At 46.9% G+C, this 18,742-nt stretch carries 16 protein-coding genes; 3 read left to right on the forward strand and 13 right to left on the reverse strand.

The features are described 5' to 3' along the window. Positions 1 to 33: 33 nt before the first annotated feature. Positions 34 to 528, reverse strand: coding sequence for a DUF3332 domain-containing protein (locus BACSA_RS09425; protein WP_052305980.1), 495 nt, complete (start codon positions 526 to 528; stop codon positions 34 to 36). 134 nt (positions 529 to 662) lie between these two features. Here BACSA_RS09425 and BACSA_RS09430 point away from each other — a divergent pair, with 134 nt between their 5' ends. Further along, positions 663 to 2,243, forward strand: a complete 1,581-nt coding sequence (locus BACSA_RS09430) for an MFS transporter (protein ID WP_013617878.1) — start codon at positions 663 to 665, stop codon at positions 2,241 to 2,243. Between the two features lie 78 nt (positions 2,244 to 2,321). On the opposite strand, the gene BACSA_RS09435 is transcribed toward BACSA_RS09430, so the two are convergent. From BACSA_RS09435 to BACSA_RS09450, 4 genes are all read right to left on the reverse strand, one after another. Continuing rightward, complete coding sequence (locus tag BACSA_RS09435) at positions 2,322 to 2,546, reverse strand: winged helix-turn-helix domain-containing protein (protein ID WP_013617879.1); 225 nt, start codon at positions 2,544 to 2,546, stop codon at positions 2,322 to 2,324. Between the two features lie 117 nt (positions 2,547 to 2,663). After that, positions 2,664 to 3,947: a TolC family protein gene (locus BACSA_RS09440; RefSeq protein ID WP_013617880.1), complete on the reverse strand. Its 1,284-nt coding sequence runs from the start codon at positions 3,945 to 3,947 to the stop codon at positions 2,664 to 2,666. Between the two features lie 233 nt (positions 3,948 to 4,180). Beyond that, positions 4,181 to 7,288, reverse strand: coding sequence for an efflux RND transporter permease subunit (locus tag BACSA_RS09445; RefSeq protein ID WP_013617881.1), 3,108 nt, complete (start codon positions 7,286 to 7,288; stop codon positions 4,181 to 4,183). A gap of 50 nt (positions 7,289 to 7,338) precedes the next feature. Beyond that, the gene (locus BACSA_RS09450) at positions 7,339 to 8,361 is read right to left on the reverse strand and encodes an efflux RND transporter periplasmic adaptor subunit (protein WP_013617882.1); all 1,023 of its coding nucleotides are present in this window, start codon (positions 8,359 to 8,361) and stop codon (positions 7,339 to 7,341) included. Between the two features lie 196 nt (positions 8,362 to 8,557). Between BACSA_RS09450 and BACSA_RS09455 the strand changes: the two genes are divergently transcribed. Beyond that, positions 8,558 to 9,445: a helix-turn-helix domain-containing protein gene (locus BACSA_RS09455; protein WP_013617883.1), complete on the forward strand. Its 888-nt coding sequence runs from the start codon at positions 8,558 to 8,560 to the stop codon at positions 9,443 to 9,445. A 509-nt stretch (positions 9,446 to 9,954) separates the two neighbouring features. On the opposite strand, the gene tsf is transcribed toward BACSA_RS09455, so the two are convergent. The 5 genes from tsf to BACSA_RS09480 form a co-directional block, all read right to left on the reverse strand. Further along, entirely contained in the window at positions 9,955 to 10,947 is a 993-nt protein-coding gene (tsf, locus tag BACSA_RS09460; protein WP_013617884.1) for a translation elongation factor Ts, read from the reverse strand. Positions 10,948 to 11,076: 129 nt separating this feature from the next. Next, the gene (gene rpsB, locus BACSA_RS09465; protein WP_013617885.1) at positions 11,077 to 11,916 is read right to left on the reverse strand and encodes a 30S ribosomal protein S2; all 840 of its coding nucleotides are present in this window, start codon (positions 11,914 to 11,916) and stop codon (positions 11,077 to 11,079) included. Between the two features lie 220 nt (positions 11,917 to 12,136). Continuing rightward, positions 12,137 to 12,523 (reverse strand): 30S ribosomal protein S9, encoded by a 387-nt coding sequence (rpsI, locus tag BACSA_RS09470; RefSeq protein WP_013617886.1) that lies wholly within the window; start codon positions 12,521 to 12,523, stop codon positions 12,137 to 12,139. 6 nt (positions 12,524 to 12,529) lie between these two features. Further along, positions 12,530 to 12,991, reverse strand: a complete 462-nt coding sequence (rplM, locus tag BACSA_RS09475) for a 50S ribosomal protein L13 (protein WP_013617887.1) — start codon at positions 12,989 to 12,991, stop codon at positions 12,530 to 12,532. A gap of 358 nt (positions 12,992 to 13,349) precedes the next feature. Continuing rightward, complete coding sequence (locus BACSA_RS09480) at positions 13,350 to 13,832, reverse strand: DUF4488 domain-containing protein (RefSeq protein ID WP_013617888.1); 483 nt, start codon at positions 13,830 to 13,832, stop codon at positions 13,350 to 13,352. Positions 13,833 to 13,865: 33 nt separating this feature from the next. On the opposite strand from BACSA_RS09480, the gene BACSA_RS19885 reads away from it, so the two are divergent. Next, positions 13,866 to 14,249 carry a hypothetical protein gene (locus tag BACSA_RS19885; RefSeq protein ID WP_041583979.1) on the forward strand — a complete coding sequence of 128 codons (384 nt, stop codon included), beginning with the start codon at positions 13,866 to 13,868 and terminating at the stop codon, positions 14,247 to 14,249. 19 nt (positions 14,250 to 14,268) lie between these two features. On the opposite strand, the gene asnS is transcribed toward BACSA_RS19885, so the two are convergent. The 3 genes from asnS to purB all read right to left on the reverse strand — a co-directional run bounded on the left by asnS (position 14,269) and on the right by purB (position 18,617). Continuing rightward, a complete protein-coding gene (gene asnS / locus BACSA_RS09490) occupies positions 14,269 to 15,672 on the reverse strand; it encodes an asparagine--tRNA ligase (protein WP_013617890.1) in 1,404 nt (467 codons plus the stop codon). Positions 15,673 to 15,689: 17 nt separating this feature from the next. Then, entirely contained in the window at positions 15,690 to 16,985 is a 1,296-nt protein-coding gene (locus BACSA_RS09495) for a pseudouridine synthase (RefSeq protein ID WP_013617891.1), read from the reverse strand. Between the two features lie 285 nt (positions 16,986 to 17,270). Next, complete coding sequence (gene purB / locus BACSA_RS09500; protein WP_041584338.1) at positions 17,271 to 18,617, reverse strand: adenylosuccinate lyase; 1,347 nt, start codon at positions 18,615 to 18,617, stop codon at positions 17,271 to 17,273. Between the last annotated feature and the right edge of the window lie 125 nt (positions 18,618 to 18,742).

Raw genomic sequence — 18,742 nt, forward strand, 5'->3', positions numbered from 1 at the left:
GGCAGCTTCTTTTTTATTATTTTATCCTTATATTCAACGAGGCATAACCGTTACCTTTTCCCCGTTTTGCTCTTTATAGGTAACGCTGCCGTCTTCGTTCATCGTCATCAGTTCGAATGTCTGGCCTTCTGCCACCGCATTCCATGTACGGTTTTCTTCATTATAAACCAAATCCAGCGGGCGGTCTGTTTCACCCATCTTCGTTATGGTATAACCGTCTTCATTGGTACGCACCAGGTATTCACCGTTTTCCCCCTGAATAACCTTATCCGTACCTACATCTGCCAACGGATTAGAGCCCGACCAGAATTCAATGGAATTCAGCACAAGCACATCTGCCAGATAAGCCACCTCATACACCGGAATGATATGGAAAGCGATAAACACAATTTCATTCACCGCTTTATGCCCGATACCCATATTCCAATCTTTCAATCGATTCCAAGCACTAAATGAACCGATGCAGGAAGAACAAAGCAAGCTTCCTCCCAACACCGCACAAAGTGCCGTTAGTTTCATCTTTCTCATAAATTTAAGTTTTAGTCAGTTAATATGCCCTCAAAGTTAGAACTTATTTTGATAAATGAAACAAAAAACCATGAAAAGAAGTATCTTTGTTGCGCTATTTAACGAAAAAGTAAAACTATATAAATAAAAAGACAATGAAAGAACAAATCCAGAAACGCCTGAGCGACTCGAAAGCCGCTCGCTGGACGGCACTCATCATCGTGTCGTTCACCATGATGTGCGGTTATTTCCTGACCGACGTCATGGCTCCCCTTGAAAATCTGTTGACAACAAAAGGGAAAGTAGTCTATTTTACTGACAATACTTCGATGCCTGCCGACACCCTCGTGGCGAAAGTAGCGCTCTTTGCCGAAAGCAATGCCTTGTCTTCACCCGACCTTACCGTACAGAAACTGGAAGAAGGAGCACGTTACCAATACATCGAGACCGTAGAAGGCAAGCAAGAAACAGTAGAAAAGACCATCAGCACCGTATCTTCAGGGAAAGGCTGGAGCAGCACCGAATACGGATTTTTCTCAGGAGCCTACGGATACATCAACGTGTTTCTGCTCATGCTGTTCTTTGGAGGAATCATCCTCGACAAGATGGGCGTACGGTTTACAGGTGTCATGTCATCCGGACTGATGTTCGCCGGAGCCTTGATTAAATGGTATGCCCTGCAAGCCGATTTCGGCGATGCGATGCTGTGGGGCATGAACCTGCAAGTAATTATAGCCGCATTAGGTTTCTCTATTTTCGGTATGGGAGCTGAAATAACAGGCATCACCGTTTCGAAAGTCATCGTGAAATGGTTCGCTGGGAAAGAGCTTGCCCTTGCCATGGGGCTGCAGGTAGCCATGGCACGTATCGGAACAGCACTTGCGCTCGCTGTCAGCCTGCCCGTAGCCCGCATGATGGGTGATGTATCCGGTTCTGTGCTTGTCGGAGCCATAGCCTTGTGTGTCGGCTTTATTTCCTATCTGGTCTATTGCGTCATGGACCGCAAAGAAGATGCAGCCATATCTGCCGCCCGCGCAGAAGCCGGAGAAGCCCCCGAAGAAGGTTTCAAGCTATCCGACTTGAAACTGATTCTTTGCAATAAAGGTTTCTGGCTCATCACGCTGCTCTGCCTGATGTTTTATGCCGGCGTATTCCCTTTCCTGAAATTTGCCACCAAACTGATGATATACAAGTATGAAGTGCCCGAATCGTTCGCCGGACTCATTCCTGCCCTCTTGCCCTTCGGAACGATTCTGCTTACTCCCGTATTCGGAACGCTCTACGACCGAATCGGGCGTGGAGCTACACTGATGATTATCGGTTCGGTAATGCTTACCACTGTCCATGTGCTGTTTGCTCTACCCATTATGAACTATTGGTGGTTCGCCGTTATCGTAATGATTGTGTTAGGCATCGCCTTCTCGTTGGTACCCAGCGCCCTATGGCCTTCGGTTCCTAAGATTATCCCCATGAAACAGCTCGGCTCGGCATACGCCATTGTCTTTTACATCCAAAACATCGGCCTTGCCATGGTGCCCACACTTATCGGTTTTGTCATCGACCGCTTCTCTACACAATACAATGCTGCAGGAGCCATTACCGGATACGACTATACAGCCCCCATGGTTATTTTTGCCATTTTCGGCTTATGCGCAATCGTCATTGCCGGCATACTGAAACAAGAAGACCGCCGCAAACATTACGGGCTGGAAGAATCGAATATCAAGAAGAAATAACAACAAGCGGTATCGCTGAACATAAAAAATCTCCGAAGAGTCATCGTTTATCCTTCGGAGATTTTTTATTGCCATTTTTCAAAAGTACACGTTCATCTCTACGTGCATCACTTCTTCGCCATCGGGCATTTCAGAATCAAATTCAATCTTATTTTCACGTGCCAACCACCCGATAGCCGCATTCAGGTCGCGGTCGGAAAGTTTTGTCTCTTTTTTCAATTCTTCATACTTCCAGGCCCTGCCGCTACTGTCTATCGTCCGCCAGACAATGCCTGCATTTACTCCAATTGTTGTTTTGTCCATAATACAAAAATTTTAGTTGGTTCTCATTCAATTATATACAAAGGTAAGGTTTCTTCATGAAAAGCAATGTTCCTTTCATCAGAATTTTTGGTTAAAAAGCCATTACGTTTCTGTCCGTTAACGTCCTGTTGCCTGCAAATACTCACGCTTCTTCACTGCATATTGAGCATACGCTTCCACATATCGGTCGCGGCTTTGCTGGAAAAGAGTCTGCGCCTCCAACAGGTCGCTCATGGTGCAGGTACCGGCATGATAGTAGTCGGTCTGCAAACGAAGGTTCTCTGCCGACTGCCCGATACTCTCGATAGCTATACGTACTTGCTTATAGGCATCGGTCACTGCATTCCATGTGTTCTGCATGTTAATGACCAGCAGTTCGCTGCCGTTGCGCAGGTTGTTTTCCTCGGTACGCACCGCCAGCTTGCTGCGCTTCAGACTATGGCTGCCTTCCCACCAGCCGCTCAGAGGCACGCTTACCGTAGCGAAGCCCACCCAATAATTGCGGTCGCGGTCCAGCAGGTTATCATAAACAAATCCGCCGCCTATCGCTACCGTAGGCAATTGCTTGCCAAGCGTCATCTTCCGCTCAATGCGGCTTGCCTTCAGCTTTGCCTGCAACAAGTTGTATTCGGGAGTAAGGGCAAGCGACTCATCGGGACGACGGTAAAGCGCATCAGGCGGTTCGGGTAGCGAGTCTGCCACTACGAAGTCTACATCCACACTGTCACCCGGCATACCGATGTATTGCGCCAACAGACGGCGCGACAGAGCGAGGCTGTTCTCCACATTGATGCGTGTGCTGCGCGTGTCGTTCTGCCTCAGCTGCACCTGAAGCAGGTCGTTACGATTGGTCACACCTGCCTGCACGGCGGCATCCACATCCTTCAGGATTTCCGCCAGCTGCGCCTCCACCACGTGCAGCGTACGGAGCTTCTCTTTCAGCATCGCCACCTGCCAGTAGTATTGCTCGGCAGTAAGCTTTACTTCGTTCTCCGCCTGCCTGCCTAAGAGGCGGTATTTCTCTACGTTCACCTCAGAGAGTTTGTTGCCTTGCACAATCTGACCTCCGGTAAAGAGGGGCATCGAAGCGGTAACACCACCCACAAGCCCATCCTTCATCAATCCCAACGACATACCGGGTTCCATCTCCATACCCAACAAGTGGGTGGAGGACAGGAAACCTCCGCCCGTAGCACTGATGCTGGGGAAATAGTTGGTGAACGCCTCCTTGCGCTCGTGGCGTGCGGAAGCAAGGTCATTGGCGGCATTTTTCATACGGGCATTGTTCAGCAAAGCGCTTTCTATACATTCGTCCAGTGTGTAAACCTGCTGGGCGGCAAGCGGGGCAGCCATGCAGCCCCATACCCAAACCATCAAAAAGCATTTACTTGTATGTTTCATTTTTCAACGTTATTTCTGTTTAATGAATATCCGCATTTTACCCAATTGCCCTATAGGGGCGTATCGCATACGCCCTGAAAACATCCACGTGGATTAGTTGCGCATTCGGGCGTATGCGATACGCCCCTACAGGAGATGTTTACGGATATTCAATTTCTATTTTGCATTCTATATATAATATAAGGTGTATCCGACCCCATACATGGGATATCATCAACACCCTAACAAGAGTATCACTGTTGCTCCAAGGCATCCCATTTTTCACGTTTCTTGCTGCTGCCCCGGAAAGTAAGCAGGTACAAGCACGGCAAGACAGTAAGAATGAACAACATCGTGATGAGTGTACCGTAACAAATGACCGTACCCATCGGCATCCATAGACTCGACTTGCCCAGTATCATCGGGATAACACCCATCGAGGCGGCAGCCGACGTGAGGAAGATAGGACGCATACGCCGCAGGGCGGAATGATAGATAGCTTCGCTGGCAGTCATGTGTTCCGTAACGCGCAACTCTTCGGCATAGTCTATCATGATAATGCCGTTGCGCACAATGATACCCATGAGGCTCACCACGCCCAAAATAGCTGTGATGCTGAAGTCTACGCCCTGAATCCATACGCCAAAGGCAGTACCAAAAACGCAGAGTGTCATGCTGCCGAAAATAAGCAAGGCAATGCTGATCTTGCGGAAGTGAGTCAGAAGGATGAAAAAGATGATGGCAACTGCCAACATCAGTCCGCCCATGATTTGCGGCATCATCTCACCGGTTTTCTCCATCTCACCGCCGTAGCTGACCGTCACCCCCTCAGACAGTTCGACACCTTTCATCATCTCCTGCACCCTGGCAGTCATTCTCAGGGCATTTTCTCCGACAGCCAAGTCAGCCTGCACGGTAGCGGTATAGATTCCGTTGCGACGCACTACCTGTCCCTCCTTCCACGTGGGCACCACATCGGCTACCTGCCGCAAAGGCACATCAGCAAGTCCGGCAGCAACAGGTATCAGTTCGTCCTTCACCTCAACAGGCAAGGCACGATCCGCCTTCTCGCTTTTCAGCTTGACGGGAATGTCGTAATCGCCCTCCCATACATTAGCTATCGCCAACCCGTCTCCATAACGCATGGCAAGGGTAGACTCCAGCCCCAGATTGGTCACGCCTAAGCGGGTTGCCTCGTCTTCTTTCAGATTGACGGCAATGGCAGGCAACGGCTCGTTGAAATCGGTCTGCGCAAGGATAAGTCCCGGCATCCGCTTTAGGACTTCGAGCACGGTCTGCGCATCTTGCTTCACCATACTCAAATCTTCACCGCTAAGACGCACCTCGATGGGATAAACAGCCTCGCTATAGCTTAATTGCTTGAAACGCACGCGGGCACCGGGAAAGTATTCGGTGTACTTCGGTGTGTATTCCGCCAAAAGTGCCTCGGTGTCCTTCACACCGGTAGTGTTTACGATGAACTGTGCATAGTTGGTGCCGGGAATCTGGGGTGCGTATGCCGTCTGGAAACGGGGCGAGGCGCATCCTTTGAAAGAGGCGATACTGACCACACGCGGATCTTGGCTCAAGATGTGTTCCATGCTGTCCGCCACCTGTGCCGTCACATCCACATCCGTGCCTGTAGGGAGGTATATCTCCACGGCAAACTGGTTGCGGTCTGCCACAGGCAGAATACGTTGGGGCAAACCAGCCAACATCACGGCACCCACCACGATAGAAACCACGCCGACAGCCACCGTTATCTTGGGATGAGCGAAGCACTTGCCGAACAGCCAGTTGTAATGCTTCTGCAGAAGGTCGAGGAAGTTGAACGGCTTCTTGCCATCCTTCACCTTTGCTCCCATAGGCTTGCGGATAAACCAGAACTGCATGAACGGCACGAGCAACGTAGCCACAAGCAGCGATACCGCCAATACAATGGTGATGCCCCATGGGAAGTGCACCAAGAAGTCGTGAATCATACCCGTACATGTCAACAGAAAGGGAAAGAAGGTAACACTAATCGCCAACGTAGCCGAAAAGATAGACTTGAGAAAGTGCGTGGTGCTCTGAATAGAAGCATGCCAGCGTGACATTCCTTCGCCCAACTTCTCCAAGTAGCTGTCGATGATGACTATCGAATTGTCCACAATCATGCCGAGCGTCACAATCAGTCCTGCCAACGTCACGGTATTCAACTCGATACCGAAAGCATAAAACAGTCCCAACGATATAAATATGGTAATCGGGATGGTAGATGCAGCCACCAATGCCACACGCAAGGGCAACAGGAGCATCACCACGATGACCACCGCCACGATGGCAATGATGAGTTCGTGCAGGAAGTTCGACACACTGTCGCCCACCACCTCCGGCTGGTCGGTGATGCGGAAGATACTGACATCCGTCGGCAATTCCTGTTGAAACTCGTCCAGCACCTTGTTGATTTCATCACCCATTGCCACGATGTTCTGCCCCTTCTTCATCTCGACGGAGAGCAGGAGGCACTTACGGCCGTTGTTGGTGATGTAGCTGTCGGGGGCAGGATATTCACGCACCACCCGTGCCACGTCTTTCAGCCGCACGGTGTTGCCCTGCGGATCGGTATAGACTATCTGTTCCTGCACATCGCGCACGGTATTGAGTGAGCGGCTGACGTAGATAGGCTCTACCATGCTGCCGTCCTTCACACGCCCGCCGCTGGTGGTGAAACCTTTCTGCATCAGACCAAGGGCAAGCGTCTGTTCGTTCAGCCCGTACTTCGAAAGACGGTCGTGGTCAAGATAAACCGATATCTGTTCGTTCTGCATCCCGCTCACCGTCATGCGTCCTACGGAGTTGATGCGGCGCAGGCGGCCTTGCAGCAGGCCCATATAGTCATCCAGTTCGCGATAGGTCTTGTCTTCGCTCTCCATCGTAATCAGCAGGGCGGAAGTATCGCCGAAATCGTCTTGCACCACCAATGCCAGCACGTTGCCGGGCAGTTGCGCCTTGAACTGCGACACGCCGTGCTTGAACTTGCTCCAGAACTCGTCTTTGTTCGTCAGGTCATCGTTCAGCTCCACCTGTATGTAAACAATGCCGTCGCGGCTTTTCGAAAAAGTTTTCTCCTTTTTTACTTCCTTGTAAGTGAAAATGTATTCTTCCAGCGGTTTGGTAACCTGCTCCACCATCTCCTGCGCCGTATTTCCGGGAGCCACAGCTACCACGACTCCCTGCCGCACGGTAAAGTCGGGAAACTCATTCTTACGCATTTCGGGCAAACTGTACACACCGAATGCCACCAGACAGGTCACTACAAGAATAACAATCTGCCGGTAGTGCATCGCCCATTCCACAAAGTTACGTTTTTTCTTTTCCATAAGTCTCTTATATTAAGAATGAAAACAGCATATTCTTCATCCTTTGTTCTTCATTCTTCATTTATAATTGTTCCGTTGCATACCTTCTGCTGGCCTTCCACAATGATGCGGTCGCCGGCATTCAGCCCGGAAGTGACAATGACCCCGTTTCCGGAAAAATCGCCGCAGGCAATCACCCGCTTTTCTGCAACACCTTGATTGTCTACCCATACGAACGAACGGTTCTGTTCATCAAGTTGCACGATACGTGCCGGTATCACCACCTGTGCTCCTGCGTTTCCACCCGCCAGACTGACTTCTGCTACCATGCCCGGCATCAGAGAACCATCTGTATCCGTCACATCCAGCTTCACTTCGTAAGAGCGCGACATCGGATTGGCAACAATGCCTTTCTCGCTCACCACACTTGCGAACACCTTATCTCCCAGCGCAGGCACTTTGATGACCGCCTGCTGGCGCAAGGCGATGCTGCCTATCTCGGCTTCGGGCACCGCTATCTTCACTTTCAGCTGGCTCACTCCCACCAACTTACCCACTGCCATGCCGGGCACTACGTTCTGCCCTACCTCTACCGACTTATCAGCTATCACACCGCTAAAGGGTGCGTACAGCTTACAGTCCTTCAAGTTCTTCTGCGCCACTTCTTCCATCGAGCGTGCCTGCTGGAGTTTGCTCTGCACCTCTACCCACTGTATCTCGGGCAAACTGCCTTTGTCGTGCAGTTCTTTCATACGCCGATAGGCATCTTCCGCCTGCACCAGCGTGGCTTTTGCCGCATCATAACAGCTCTGCATCGACGTTGGGTCTACCGAAGCCAGAAGCTGCCCCTTCCCTATCCGGTCACCCAACCGGAAATGAACAGCTTCTACCGTTCCCATTACCGAAAAGCTGAGCGGCGTGCCTGCCGTTTCTTCTACCGTACCCGAAAAGCAACGCGTGCCTTCAATCGCCGCCGGAGCGACCTGCATTGTTTTTACCTTAACCACATCTTGCGTCTTCTGCTGTTCTTCCTGACCGCATCCTGCAAGCAAGAGCACAGCGGCGCACACCGGCAAAATAACCTTTTTGTCCATAGTTACTGTTCTAAAATTCTGCGCAAAGGAAACAAGTTTAGTCCAAATTACATGGCTTTATTTTCCTTGATAAATGTTCTATTTTCCAACAACACAGCCAAATAAGACAAACAGAACAGTCTTCAAGAGATTGGAATCAGGTATTTTCAAGAAATAATGACTTATTTTGCCACAGCAAACAAAAGAAAATAAGAACATGGATATCACACACGGAAATCTGAACACTGTAGCGAAAGAACACATCGCTACCTATTGCGACAACCGGCTCGCCCTTATCGATGACTTACATACATTAGACCAAACCAATGCCGTCAGAGTAGAATTCATCATGGCTGCCCTCTGCATCAAAGGGAGAGCCTCGCTCTACATCAACGGCGAAGCCTATACGATGAACGAATACGACCTGCTCATCTGCCACCCCAACATCATATTGGAAAAAAGTATGGTCAGTGCAGACGTACAGTTCCGCTGCATCTGCATGTCGCCGGAATACATCAACCAGCTTGCAGTAATTTCGAACAACACCTGGGATATCCTGAAATACCTGGAGCAGAACCCCATCCTCACGCTAAAACCCGAAGAAACCGACATGTTTTGCCAGTATTATGACTTGCTCCGTTCGAAACTGACGGGCACTCCGCTACGCCATCAAAAAGAAGTCATCGACTCGCTGATACAAGCATTCCTTTACGAATTTCATGACGCCATGGAACGATTCGGGAAATTCGCAACGCCTACCTATTCTTCCAGCGAACGGCTGTTCAAAGAATTCCTGCACTTGCTCGCTTCGTTATATCCCAAACCACGGATGGTAGCGGTTTATGCCGACAAGCTGCACGTCACGCCCAAATACCTCTCTGCCGTATGCAAAGACATATCCGGAGAAACCGCTTCCGACATCATCAACCAATACGTCATCAAAGACGTACTCTATCTGCTGAAGAAATCGGAAAAAAGCATCAAGGAAATCGTCAACGAGCTGGACTTCCCCAACCTGTCTTTCTTCGGGAAATACGTAAAACGCTATACCGGCTCTTCGCCCAAGCAATACCGGAAACAATTAGCGGAAAAAGAAACGGAATAGAATGCGGAAAAGAAAGAAGGCTAACACACTTATAAGCAAACACATCCGCATTCACTTCAGGCACCAATTAAGTGTCTTATTTTAAAAGGCAAAACAGAAGAGATTCTAAAAAGGATCTCTGTTTCTGACCTCAAAAAAGCAATTTTCCGATTAAATAACAATAACAATAACTATTTACTCCGACCACTATATGATATCGACAATCAATCCTATGGAGTATATGCAACTATCAAAAACTATTAATTTGAGCTTTGCATAAAACATGCTTGAGAAAATTAAAAATGAATGTCCGCCAATGTCGGATGAGCCGTAACTTATTATACAAAATATGCCGCTTTGATGAACATAAGTGAGTAGACCGTTTTACATAAGTAAGTCGGGCGTTTAACATAAGTGAGTCGGTCAACTCACTTATGTTCGTTTGTGGAATGTCTTTTTCGTGTGTATGCCCATAAAAAAAGCTGCCCTCTCAATATCGAAGACAGCTCTTAAATCTTTAACTACAACAATTATTCAGCACGCAAAGTGAAGCGTTTGAATTCTGTTACCACCAATTCCGGATCTGCAGCTTTCAATACTTCTGCAACCGTCTTTTTCGGGTCCATGATGCTTTCTTGCTTCAGCAAGCAAACTTCTTTCAAGAATTTGCCCAAACGGCCTTTCGCAATATTTTCAATCATAGCCTGAGGCAAGTTGGCAGATTTCTCGGCAGCAACTGTCGCTTTGATTTCTTTTGCTTTGGCTACATCTTCAGCTGTAATCCAACCCTTAGCCATGTTGCTTTCCATGTGCTCTTCGCTGTCTACGTGAGCAGGATTGATACCGGCTTTCTTCAAAGCAGCATCTACCGCTTTCTGCACTTGTTCAGCCTTTGTCTTTTCAACGGCTACGTTGATTTCTTCTTGTTTCACAGCTTCGGGAACGCCGTCTTCATCGATAGCAATCGGGTTCATAGCTGCAATCTGCATGCAGATTTCGTGAGCCACCTGTGCATCGCATACTTTGTTGAAAGCAACGATTGTACAAAGCTGGTTCTTGTTCATGTGATTGTAAACGGCAGTACAAGCGCCCGATACGAAATTGTAACCATCCAACTCGGTCTTTTCGCCAGTCACACCACTGCGTTCTACCACTGCATCCGCTACCGTACCATTACCCATCGGCAAAGCTTTCACTTCATCCAAAGTCTGGCATTTGTTTGCGATAGCTGCATCCAGAATAGCCTGAGTCAATGCCACGAAATCAGCGTTCTTGGCAACGAAGTCGGTTTCACATTTCAAGGCAATCATTGCAGCATAATCACCGGTAGACTTAGCCAGTACACAACCTTCTGAAGTTTCACGGTCAGAACGTTTTGCAGCTACTGCCTGTCCTTTTTTACGGATAATTTCCATTGCTTTATCGAAATCGCCTTCAGATTCTGTTAAAGCGTTTTTACAGTCCATCATACCAGCTCCTGTCATTTTACGAAGCTTGGTGATATCAGCCATACTTACAGCCATAATATTTTTCTTATTTAAATTAATGAATGAATAATCGTTATAAAGCAAATTGAGAGTTGAGAATAGAGCACCGAGAATCGCTTATACAGTAACCCTCACTCCTCAATCCTCAACTCTCAACTATTTATGTTAAGCTTCTTCGTCTTCCTTTGAGATGAAAGCAGCTGCCTTAGACGCATTGATTGCGTCTTGTTCAGCCTTATCCATACGAGCCTTTGCAGCTTTCTTCTTGCCAGCCTTCGGTGCATTTTCACCGGCAGCTTCCATGTCTACTTTTTCAGCTTTTCTTTCTTCCAAGCCTTCTGCCATAGCGGCGCAGCATGCGTCCAAGATTACTTCTACAGATTTCGTAGCATCATCGTTAGCCGGAATTACGAAATCTACATTGGTAGGATCTGAGTTTGTATCTACGATTGCAAATACAGGAATACCCAAACGGTTTGCTTCACGTACCGCGATATTTTCTTTCATTACGTCAACCACAAACAATGCAGACGGCAGACGAGTCAAGTCCGCGATAGAACCCAGGTTCTTTTCCAATTTAGCACGCTGGCGAGAAATCTGAAGAATTTCTCTCTTCGACAAGTTTGCGTAGGTTCCGTCATTAGTCAATTTATCAATAGTAGCCATTTTCTTCACAGCCTTACGGATTGTCGGGAAGTTAGTTAACATACCGCCCGGCCAACGTTCGATTACATAAGGCATGTTTACAGAAGTAGCCTTTTCGGCTACAATCTGTTTTGCTTGTTTCTTAGTAGCAACAAACAGGACTTTTTTTCCTGATTTTGCAATTTGTTTCAAAGCTTCAGCAGCTTCGTCTACTTTGGCAACGGTCTTGTTCAAGTCGATGATATGGATGCCGTTACGTTCCATAAAGATATAAGGAGCCATTGCAGGATTCCACTTTCTTTTCAAGTGTCCGAAGTGGCAACCAGCCTCCAATAAAGTATCAAAATTTACTCTTGACATGATTTAATTCTTTTAATCGTTTACTTTCTTTTTTGTTGTGAATTGAACCAACCGCCTGGTAGTTTCCCTACAAACACATGCAAAGAAAATCCAAACAGTTTAGATACTAAACGCCTTTTTAAGTTTTTGAGTTTTTAAGATTTTAAGTTTTGTGAGTTTAAGTCGCCATATAAGCCTTATAAACTAAAGAACTAACAAACTTAAAAACTAAGAACTCAAATTAACGTTTACTGAACTGGAATCTGCGACGTGCTTTCGGACGACCCGGTTTCTTACGTTCAACGGCACGTGAATCACGTGTCATGAAGCCTTCTGCACGAAGCGTCTTCTTGTCTTCAGGATTGATTTTCACCAATGCGCGGGCAATGGCAAGACGCAAAGCCTGAGACTGTCCTGTAAATCCGCCACCATTCAGGTTTACTTTGATATCATATTTTTCAGCCACTTCCAACTTATTCAACGGCTGTTTTACTACATATTGCAGGATAGGTGATGGAAAGTACTGTGCAAGGTCTCTCTTGTTAATAGTAATCTTTCCTGTACCTTCACTAACGAAAACACGAGCTACTGCGCTTTTACGTCTGCCTAATGCATTTACTACTTCCATGCTTTATTATTTAAGTGAATTAATATCGATTACTTTCGGACTCTGAGCCTCGTGCTTGTGCTCAGCGCCTTCATACACATACAGGTTGCCCAACAGCTTAGCGCCCAAACGGTTCTTGGGAAGCATGCCTTTTACGACACGTCTCATCAACTTGTCGTATCCGTTAGGTTTCTGAACCAAACGAGCCGGAGTGATTTCACGCTGACCGCCGGGATAGCCGGTATAGCTCAGGTAAACCTTGTCAGTCCATTTGTTTCCTGTAAATTTCACCTTACTTGCGTTAATGATAATCACATTATCGCCACAATCTACGTGAGGGGTAAAGTTCGGTTTGTACTTACCTCTCAAAAGTTTCGCAACTTTAGCACCGAGACGGCCTACAACCTGATCGGTAGCATCTACTATGACCCATTCTTTGTTCACAGTAGCCTTGTTTGCAGAAATGGTCTTGTAACTTAAAGTATCCACTCTTAAATCTGTTTAAAATGTTAACTACTAAAAAACAATCTTTCCTGCCTTTCTTCTCCGGACAAAAGAATACAAGGCAGCCAGATCTTTTTAAATCATACTAATTGATAATAATCGGCTTGCAAAGGTACGGCTTTTATCCGAACCCACAAAGATTTTAGATATTTTTTTCTTTTAAACAGATGAGCAAGTGCCTGTTGGCAAGCGCTGTCTTTATTGTTCATACGCAGAGGCGCAAAAAATGCACATACCTCCACTTGCTTACCTATTTCAGAAGAAGGACAAACAAGAAAGCGGAGGCATGTGCATAACACAAATCAGCGTTTACACACTTTTGTCAAACACGGCAAAAAGCAGGTTAACGCACAATGTCGGTCGGATAGCTGGACGGCATTTCGATTTTTCTCCAGATTTCGTGCGACCAAACATCGTCACCCACTTCAGGCGTTTTAAACTTCACAAACATCAGCGTGCCGTTTTCAGCCAGTTCAAAATGCATCAAGTTATCTTTACCCTCCAGACTCGGAAGATGAATGTTTTTCTTAACATGCTCAGTATAAGTAGAATCGGAATTCAACGTATAGGTCCCCGACCCGATGATAATAGCGCCCGCAGGCATCATAACCACATTGGTAAACTCACCGCTTTCACCCAAAATCTTCAACGAATTACTTGGCTTCAGTTCTCCCGGGAGAGCCGGCAAAGAAGAACTATAGAAACACATTTGCCATACACCTTTCAATGATTCCGGAGTAGTTGAATTAAACCAGTCTTGAGCATACGAATTCACCACACCCATAAATGAGCACACTACCGCGATAAATAAAGAACGTGCTTTCATGATGTAAAATTTTAGAGTTAAACAAAAATGTTGATGCACAAATATATAGAACTTTTTCCGGAAAACCTCACGTTTGAGGAAATAAATTTAGGGGAAAGGAATGTTAAATATAGTAAAAGCAAGAAAGGAGGAAAGACAGGTATGCGTATAAGAGCCTGTTTAAATTTTGCTCAGGTTAATTTTGCGAATTGTTTTCGAGGATGTTTTTCTGATTTTATGAGGAGGATAGCGGGCTATCTGACGAATAAAATCTGGAAAACAGACCGGAAACAAACGAAAAAGAACCTGATAGAATATTACTTTATTGGAAAATTTAAACAGGCTCTAAAACCGATTGATGTTTCACCGCAAAGGGAACAAAGTACAGAAGAAGTTTTTAAAAACCCTGCATGCCTCTGTGCCCTCTGCGGTGAATAAACTATTCGGTTACTTATAATTAGAATTCTGCATTATGCGGAGTACGCGGGAACGGTATGACATCGCGGATGTTCGCCATGCCGGTCACAAACAACAACAAGCGCTCGAAACCCAGCCCGAATCCTGAGTGCGGACAGGTTCCGTATTTGCGTGTATCCAAATACCACCACATGTCTTTCATCGGAATATTCAATTCCTTGATACGGGTGAGCAACTTATCATAATCGGCTTCACGCTCCGAGCCGCCGATAATCTCACCGATTTTCGGGAACAAGACGTCCATCGCACGCACCGTTTTGCCGTCCTCGTTCTGCTTCATATAGAACGCCTTGATTTCTTTCGGATAATCGGTCAGGATAACCGGACGCTTGAAATGCTCTTCTACCAAATAACGTTCGTGCTCCGAAGCCAAATCGACGCCCCAATATACCGGGAATTCGAACTTATGTCCGTTTGCCACGGCTTCTTCCAATATCTTAATGCCTTCCGTGTAAGGCAAGCGTACGAAACTTTCTTTCAACACGCCTTGCAAGCGTTCGATCAATTCCTTATCAAAATGGTCGTTCAGGAACTTCACGTCATCATAGCAATTATCCAAAGCCCATTGCACGCAATACTTGATGAACTCTTCCGCCAGGTCCATGTTGTCATTGATGTCATTGAAAGCCACCTCCGGCTCAATCATCCAGAACTCAGCCAAGTGACGCGGAGTGTTCGAATTCTCTGCACGGAACGTAGGGCCAAACGTATAAATCGCGCCCAAAGCCGTTGCAGCCAATTCTCCTTCCAACTGTCCGGATACGGTCAAACTGGCCTGCTTGCCAAAGAAATCATTGTCATAAATGATAGAGCCGTTCTCGTCTTTCTTCAAATCATACAAGTTCATTGTAGTGACCTGAAACATCTGGCCGGCACCTTCGCAATCAGAAGCGGTAATCAACGGCGTATGGAAATAGAAGAAGCCTCGCTCGTGGAAGAACTTATGAATGGCAATCGCCATATTATGGCGGATGCGGAACACTGCGCCAAACGTATTGGTACGCGGACGCAGATGCGCGATTTCACGCAAAAATTCCATTGAATGCCCTTTCTTTTGGAGCGGATAGGTATTATCACATACGCCCAACACTTCAATTTCACGAGCCTGTATCTCGGCAGCTTGCCCTGCGCCTACTGATTCTACCAATATTCCGTTGACACTCAGACAAGCTCCGGTAGTAATTTGCTTCAACAACTCTTCATCGAAGTTTGCAAGATCAACAACAATCTGTACATTATTTATTGTAGAACCGTCATTCAAAGCAATAAAACTAACTTGTTTGCTACCTCGGCGGGTACGCACCCACCCTCTTACATTGACCATTGTCCCGAAATCACGGCACTTCAGCAGGTCAACAATTTTTGTTCTACGAATCTTTTCCATTTTTCTATTCTTAATTATTATTCAAAAGCCCCCATACGAAGCATATTCACTTCACGTTCTGTCAAATAACGCCAATCGCCCCGGCGCAATCCTTTCTTCGTCAAACCGGCAAAATAGACACGGTCCAATTTAATGACCCGATAGCCCAACGATTCAAAGATACGGCGGACAATGCGGTTCTTGCCAGAATGGATTTCGATGCCTACCTGCGACTTGTCCGTATCCGAAGCATAACTGATGGCATCGGCATGTATTTCCCCGTCATCCAACGTGATGCCCGAAGCAATCTGGTCCAAATCGGCTTTCGTCACATTCTTGTCGAGGAACACGTGATAGATTTTCTTCTTCAAATATTTGGGATGAGTCAGCTTCGAAGCCAAATCACCGTCATTGGTCAGCAACAAGACACCCGTCGTATTGCGGTCCAGACGCCCTACGGGATAAATACGTTCCGTGCAAGCGTCTTTCACCAAGTCCAAAACGGTCTTGCGCTCTTGCGGATCATCCGAAGTCGTTACGCAATCTTTAGGCTTGTTCAACAAGACATATACTTTCCGTTCAATCTTAACCGGCTGGTCATGAAACTTCACTTCATCACTCCGTTTTACTTTCGTACCCAATTCGGTTACAACCACACCGTTAACCGAAACGACTCCAGCCGTAATAAACTCATCGGCTTCACGGCGTGAGCACAATCCGGCATTTGCCAAGAACTTGTTCAGACGAATCGGTTCGTTCGGGTCAGCCAGCACCTCCTTGTATTCCATCTGTTTCTTCTTGCTGTATTTGGCATTCGGATTGTAATCGGCTGTACGTGGACGCCCCCCTTGCGGACGCCCATAACCGCCCGATTGATTGGAGTTGTACGGGCGTGACGGACGATAGCCGCCTTCACCCTGCGGACCGTTGTTATAGCGCGGACGGTAAGGGCGTTGTTCGCCGTTCTCTTCCTTATTATATCGGGGCGTGTACGAAGAACGTTGCGGGCGGTAGCCGCCTTCGCCTTGCGGACCGTTGTTATAACGCGGACGGTAAGGACGCTGTTCTCCGTTTTCCTCCTTATTATATCGGGGCGCATACGACGAGCGTTGCGGGCGGTAGCCGCCTTCTTCCCCTTGATTATTATAGCGTGGGCGATAAGGACGCTGCGGACGTTCATCCGAATTGGAATTAAATCTCGGACGGCGTTCATATCCATTTCCCCTGTCACCCCGATTATACTTGTTATACCCTTCTCTGTTGTTATACGATTTGTAACCGTCACGGCCAGACTGGTAGTTTTCACCTTCTTGTCTGTCTTCTTTCTCTGCCATATTCTTTTGCTTTTTATAAATTAATATTATACCCTTCGCGGGCGTTATCTGTTGAGTTTTTTGAGTTTTTATAGTCAATCAGAAATGAATTGCGAAAAATCATTTGTCATGCTGAACGAAGTGAAGCATCTCGGATGCGCCCACGTGGATGTACACGAGATCCTTCACGTTCGTTCAGGATGACAATACATCAAGAATTTTTCGCAAACCAATTTTGTTTTACTATAAGTTTTTGAGTTTGTTAGTTTCTATTAGCCCTTAAGCCTTTCAACTCAAAAACTCCCCTCACATTCCCGTATAATTATGCGGTGTAATCTTGCGTAATTCTTGTTTTACTTCTTCACTTACATTCAATGTTTCGATGAAATTCTTGATAGATGCCTCATTGATAGCCTGATTGGTACGGGTCAGGTCTTTCAATGCCTCGTACGGATGCGGATACGCTTCACGGCGCAAAATGGTCTGAATGGCTTCTGCCACTACGCTCCAGCAATTATCCAAATCCTCGTAAATCTTATGCTCGTTCAGCAACAATTTGCCCAGACCTTTCAACGAACTCTGGATTGCAATCACCGTATGCCCGAACGGAACACCGATGTTACGCAGTACCGTAGAGTCGGTCAGGTCACGCTGCAAACGGGAAACGGGCAATTTCGCAGACAGATGCGACAATACGGCATTCGCCATTCCCAAGTTTCCTTCCGCATTTTCGAAATCAATCGGATTCACCTTATGCGGCATTGCGCTCGAGCCAACTTCTCCCGCCTTAATCTTCTGCTTGAAATACTCCATGGAGATATATTGCCAGAAGTCGCGGTTCATATCAATCATAATCGTGTTGATGCGCTTCATGGCATCGAAAATGGCGCCCAGATTGTCATAGTTCGAAATCTGCGTGGTGTACTCCTCACGTTCCAAGCCCAACTTTTCTGCCACGAACTTATTTCCGAAAGCTTTCCAGTCGTATTCCGGATAAGCGACATGATGCGCATTGTAGTTGCCCGTAGCCCCACCGAACTTCGCCGTAACCGGACATGCCTTCAGCACGGCAAGCTGACGTTTCAAACGATAAGCGAACACTTCAATTTCTTTTCCCAAACGCGTAGGAGAAGCCGGTTGCCCGTGTGTCTTGGCCAGCATCGGAATATCCTTCCATTCTTCGGCATACGCTTCCAGTTGGTCTATCAGCCTCTGAAGCTGCGGATAATACACCTCATCCAACGCGTCTTTAATCGACAAAGGCACCGAGGTATTGTTGATATCCTGCGAGGTCAAACCGAAGTGGATAAACTCTTTATATGCTTCCAGCCCGCCCAGGCGGTCGAATTGTTCCTTGATAAAATATTCCACGGCTTTCACATCGTGATTGGTCACGCTCTCTATCTCCTTGATACGGGCGGCATCTGCCTCCGAGAAATTACGGTAGATATCCCGCAACGCGTCAAAACGCGCATGATCCATGCCTTCCAGTTGCGGCAAAGGCAATTCACACAACGTAATAAAATATTCTATTTCCACCCGCACCCGATATTTCATCAGTGCATACTCAGAGAAATAAGCAGCCAAAGCACCGGTCTTGTTCCTATACCGCCCGTCTATGGGAGATATAGCGGTGAGTAAATCAAGCTCCATCATGATTCTACTAGTAGTTTTTGATTCTTAATACATAATGATCATTAACGGCGGCAAAGGTACGATTTTTTCCTGAGTAAAACAGACTAATACAGAAAAGTTTAGTATTTATTTCACAATATCTT

The sequence above is a fragment of the Phocaeicola salanitronis DSM 18170 genome, from assembly GCF_000190575.1.
Taxonomy (GTDB): domain Bacteria; phylum Bacteroidota; class Bacteroidia; order Bacteroidales; family Bacteroidaceae; genus Phocaeicola; species Phocaeicola salanitronis.

Bases quoted from the DNA above. Each gene is read 5' to 3' on its own strand.
- BACSA_RS19885 (WP_041583979.1), top strand. From the start codon at position 13,866: ATGCACAAATATATAGAACTTTTTCCGGAAAACCTCACGTTTGAGGAA.
- BACSA_RS09480 (WP_013617888.1), bottom strand. From the start codon at position 13,832: ATGAAAGCACGTTCTTTATTTATCGCGGTAGTGTGCTCATTTATGGGT.
- BACSA_RS09435 (WP_013617879.1), bottom strand. From the start codon at position 2,546: ATGGACAAAACAACAATTGGAGTAAATGCAGGCATTGTCTGGCGGACG.
- tsf (WP_013617884.1), bottom strand. From the start codon at position 10,947: ATGGCTGTAAGTATGGCTGATATCACCAAGCTTCGTAAAATGACAGGA.
- BACSA_RS09430 (WP_013617878.1), top strand. From the start codon at position 663: ATGAAAGAACAAATCCAGAAACGCCTGAGCGACTCGAAAGCCGCTCGC.
- purB (WP_041584338.1), bottom strand. From the start codon at position 18,617: ATGGAGCTTGATTTACTCACCGCTATATCTCCCATAGACGGGCGGTAT.
- rpsB (WP_013617885.1), bottom strand. From the start codon at position 11,916: ATGTCAAGAGTAAATTTTGATACTTTATTGGAGGCTGGTTGCCACTTC.
- asnS (WP_013617890.1), bottom strand. From the start codon at position 15,672: ATGGAAAAGATTCGTAGAACAAAAATTGTTGACCTGCTGAAGTGCCGT.
- rpsI (WP_013617886.1), bottom strand. From the start codon at position 12,523: ATGGAAGTAGTAAATGCATTAGGCAGACGTAAAAGCGCAGTAGCTCGT.
- BACSA_RS09455 (WP_013617883.1), top strand. From the start codon at position 8,558: ATGGATATCACACACGGAAATCTGAACACTGTAGCGAAAGAACACATC.
- BACSA_RS09445 (WP_013617881.1), bottom strand. From the start codon at position 7,288: ATGGAAAAGAAAAAACGTAACTTTGTGGAATGGGCGATGCACTACCGG.
- BACSA_RS09495 (WP_013617891.1), bottom strand. From the start codon at position 16,985: ATGGCAGAGAAAGAAGACAGACAAGAAGGTGAAAACTACCAGTCTGGC.
- BACSA_RS09440 (WP_013617880.1), bottom strand. From the start codon at position 3,947: ATGAAACATACAAGTAAATGCTTTTTGATGGTTTGGGTATGGGGCTGC.
- BACSA_RS09425 (WP_052305980.1), bottom strand. From the start codon at position 528: ATGAGAAAGATGAAACTAACGGCACTTTGTGCGGTGTTGGGAGGAAGC.
- BACSA_RS09450 (WP_013617882.1), bottom strand. From the start codon at position 8,361: ATGGACAAAAAGGTTATTTTGCCGGTGTGCGCCGCTGTGCTCTTGCTT.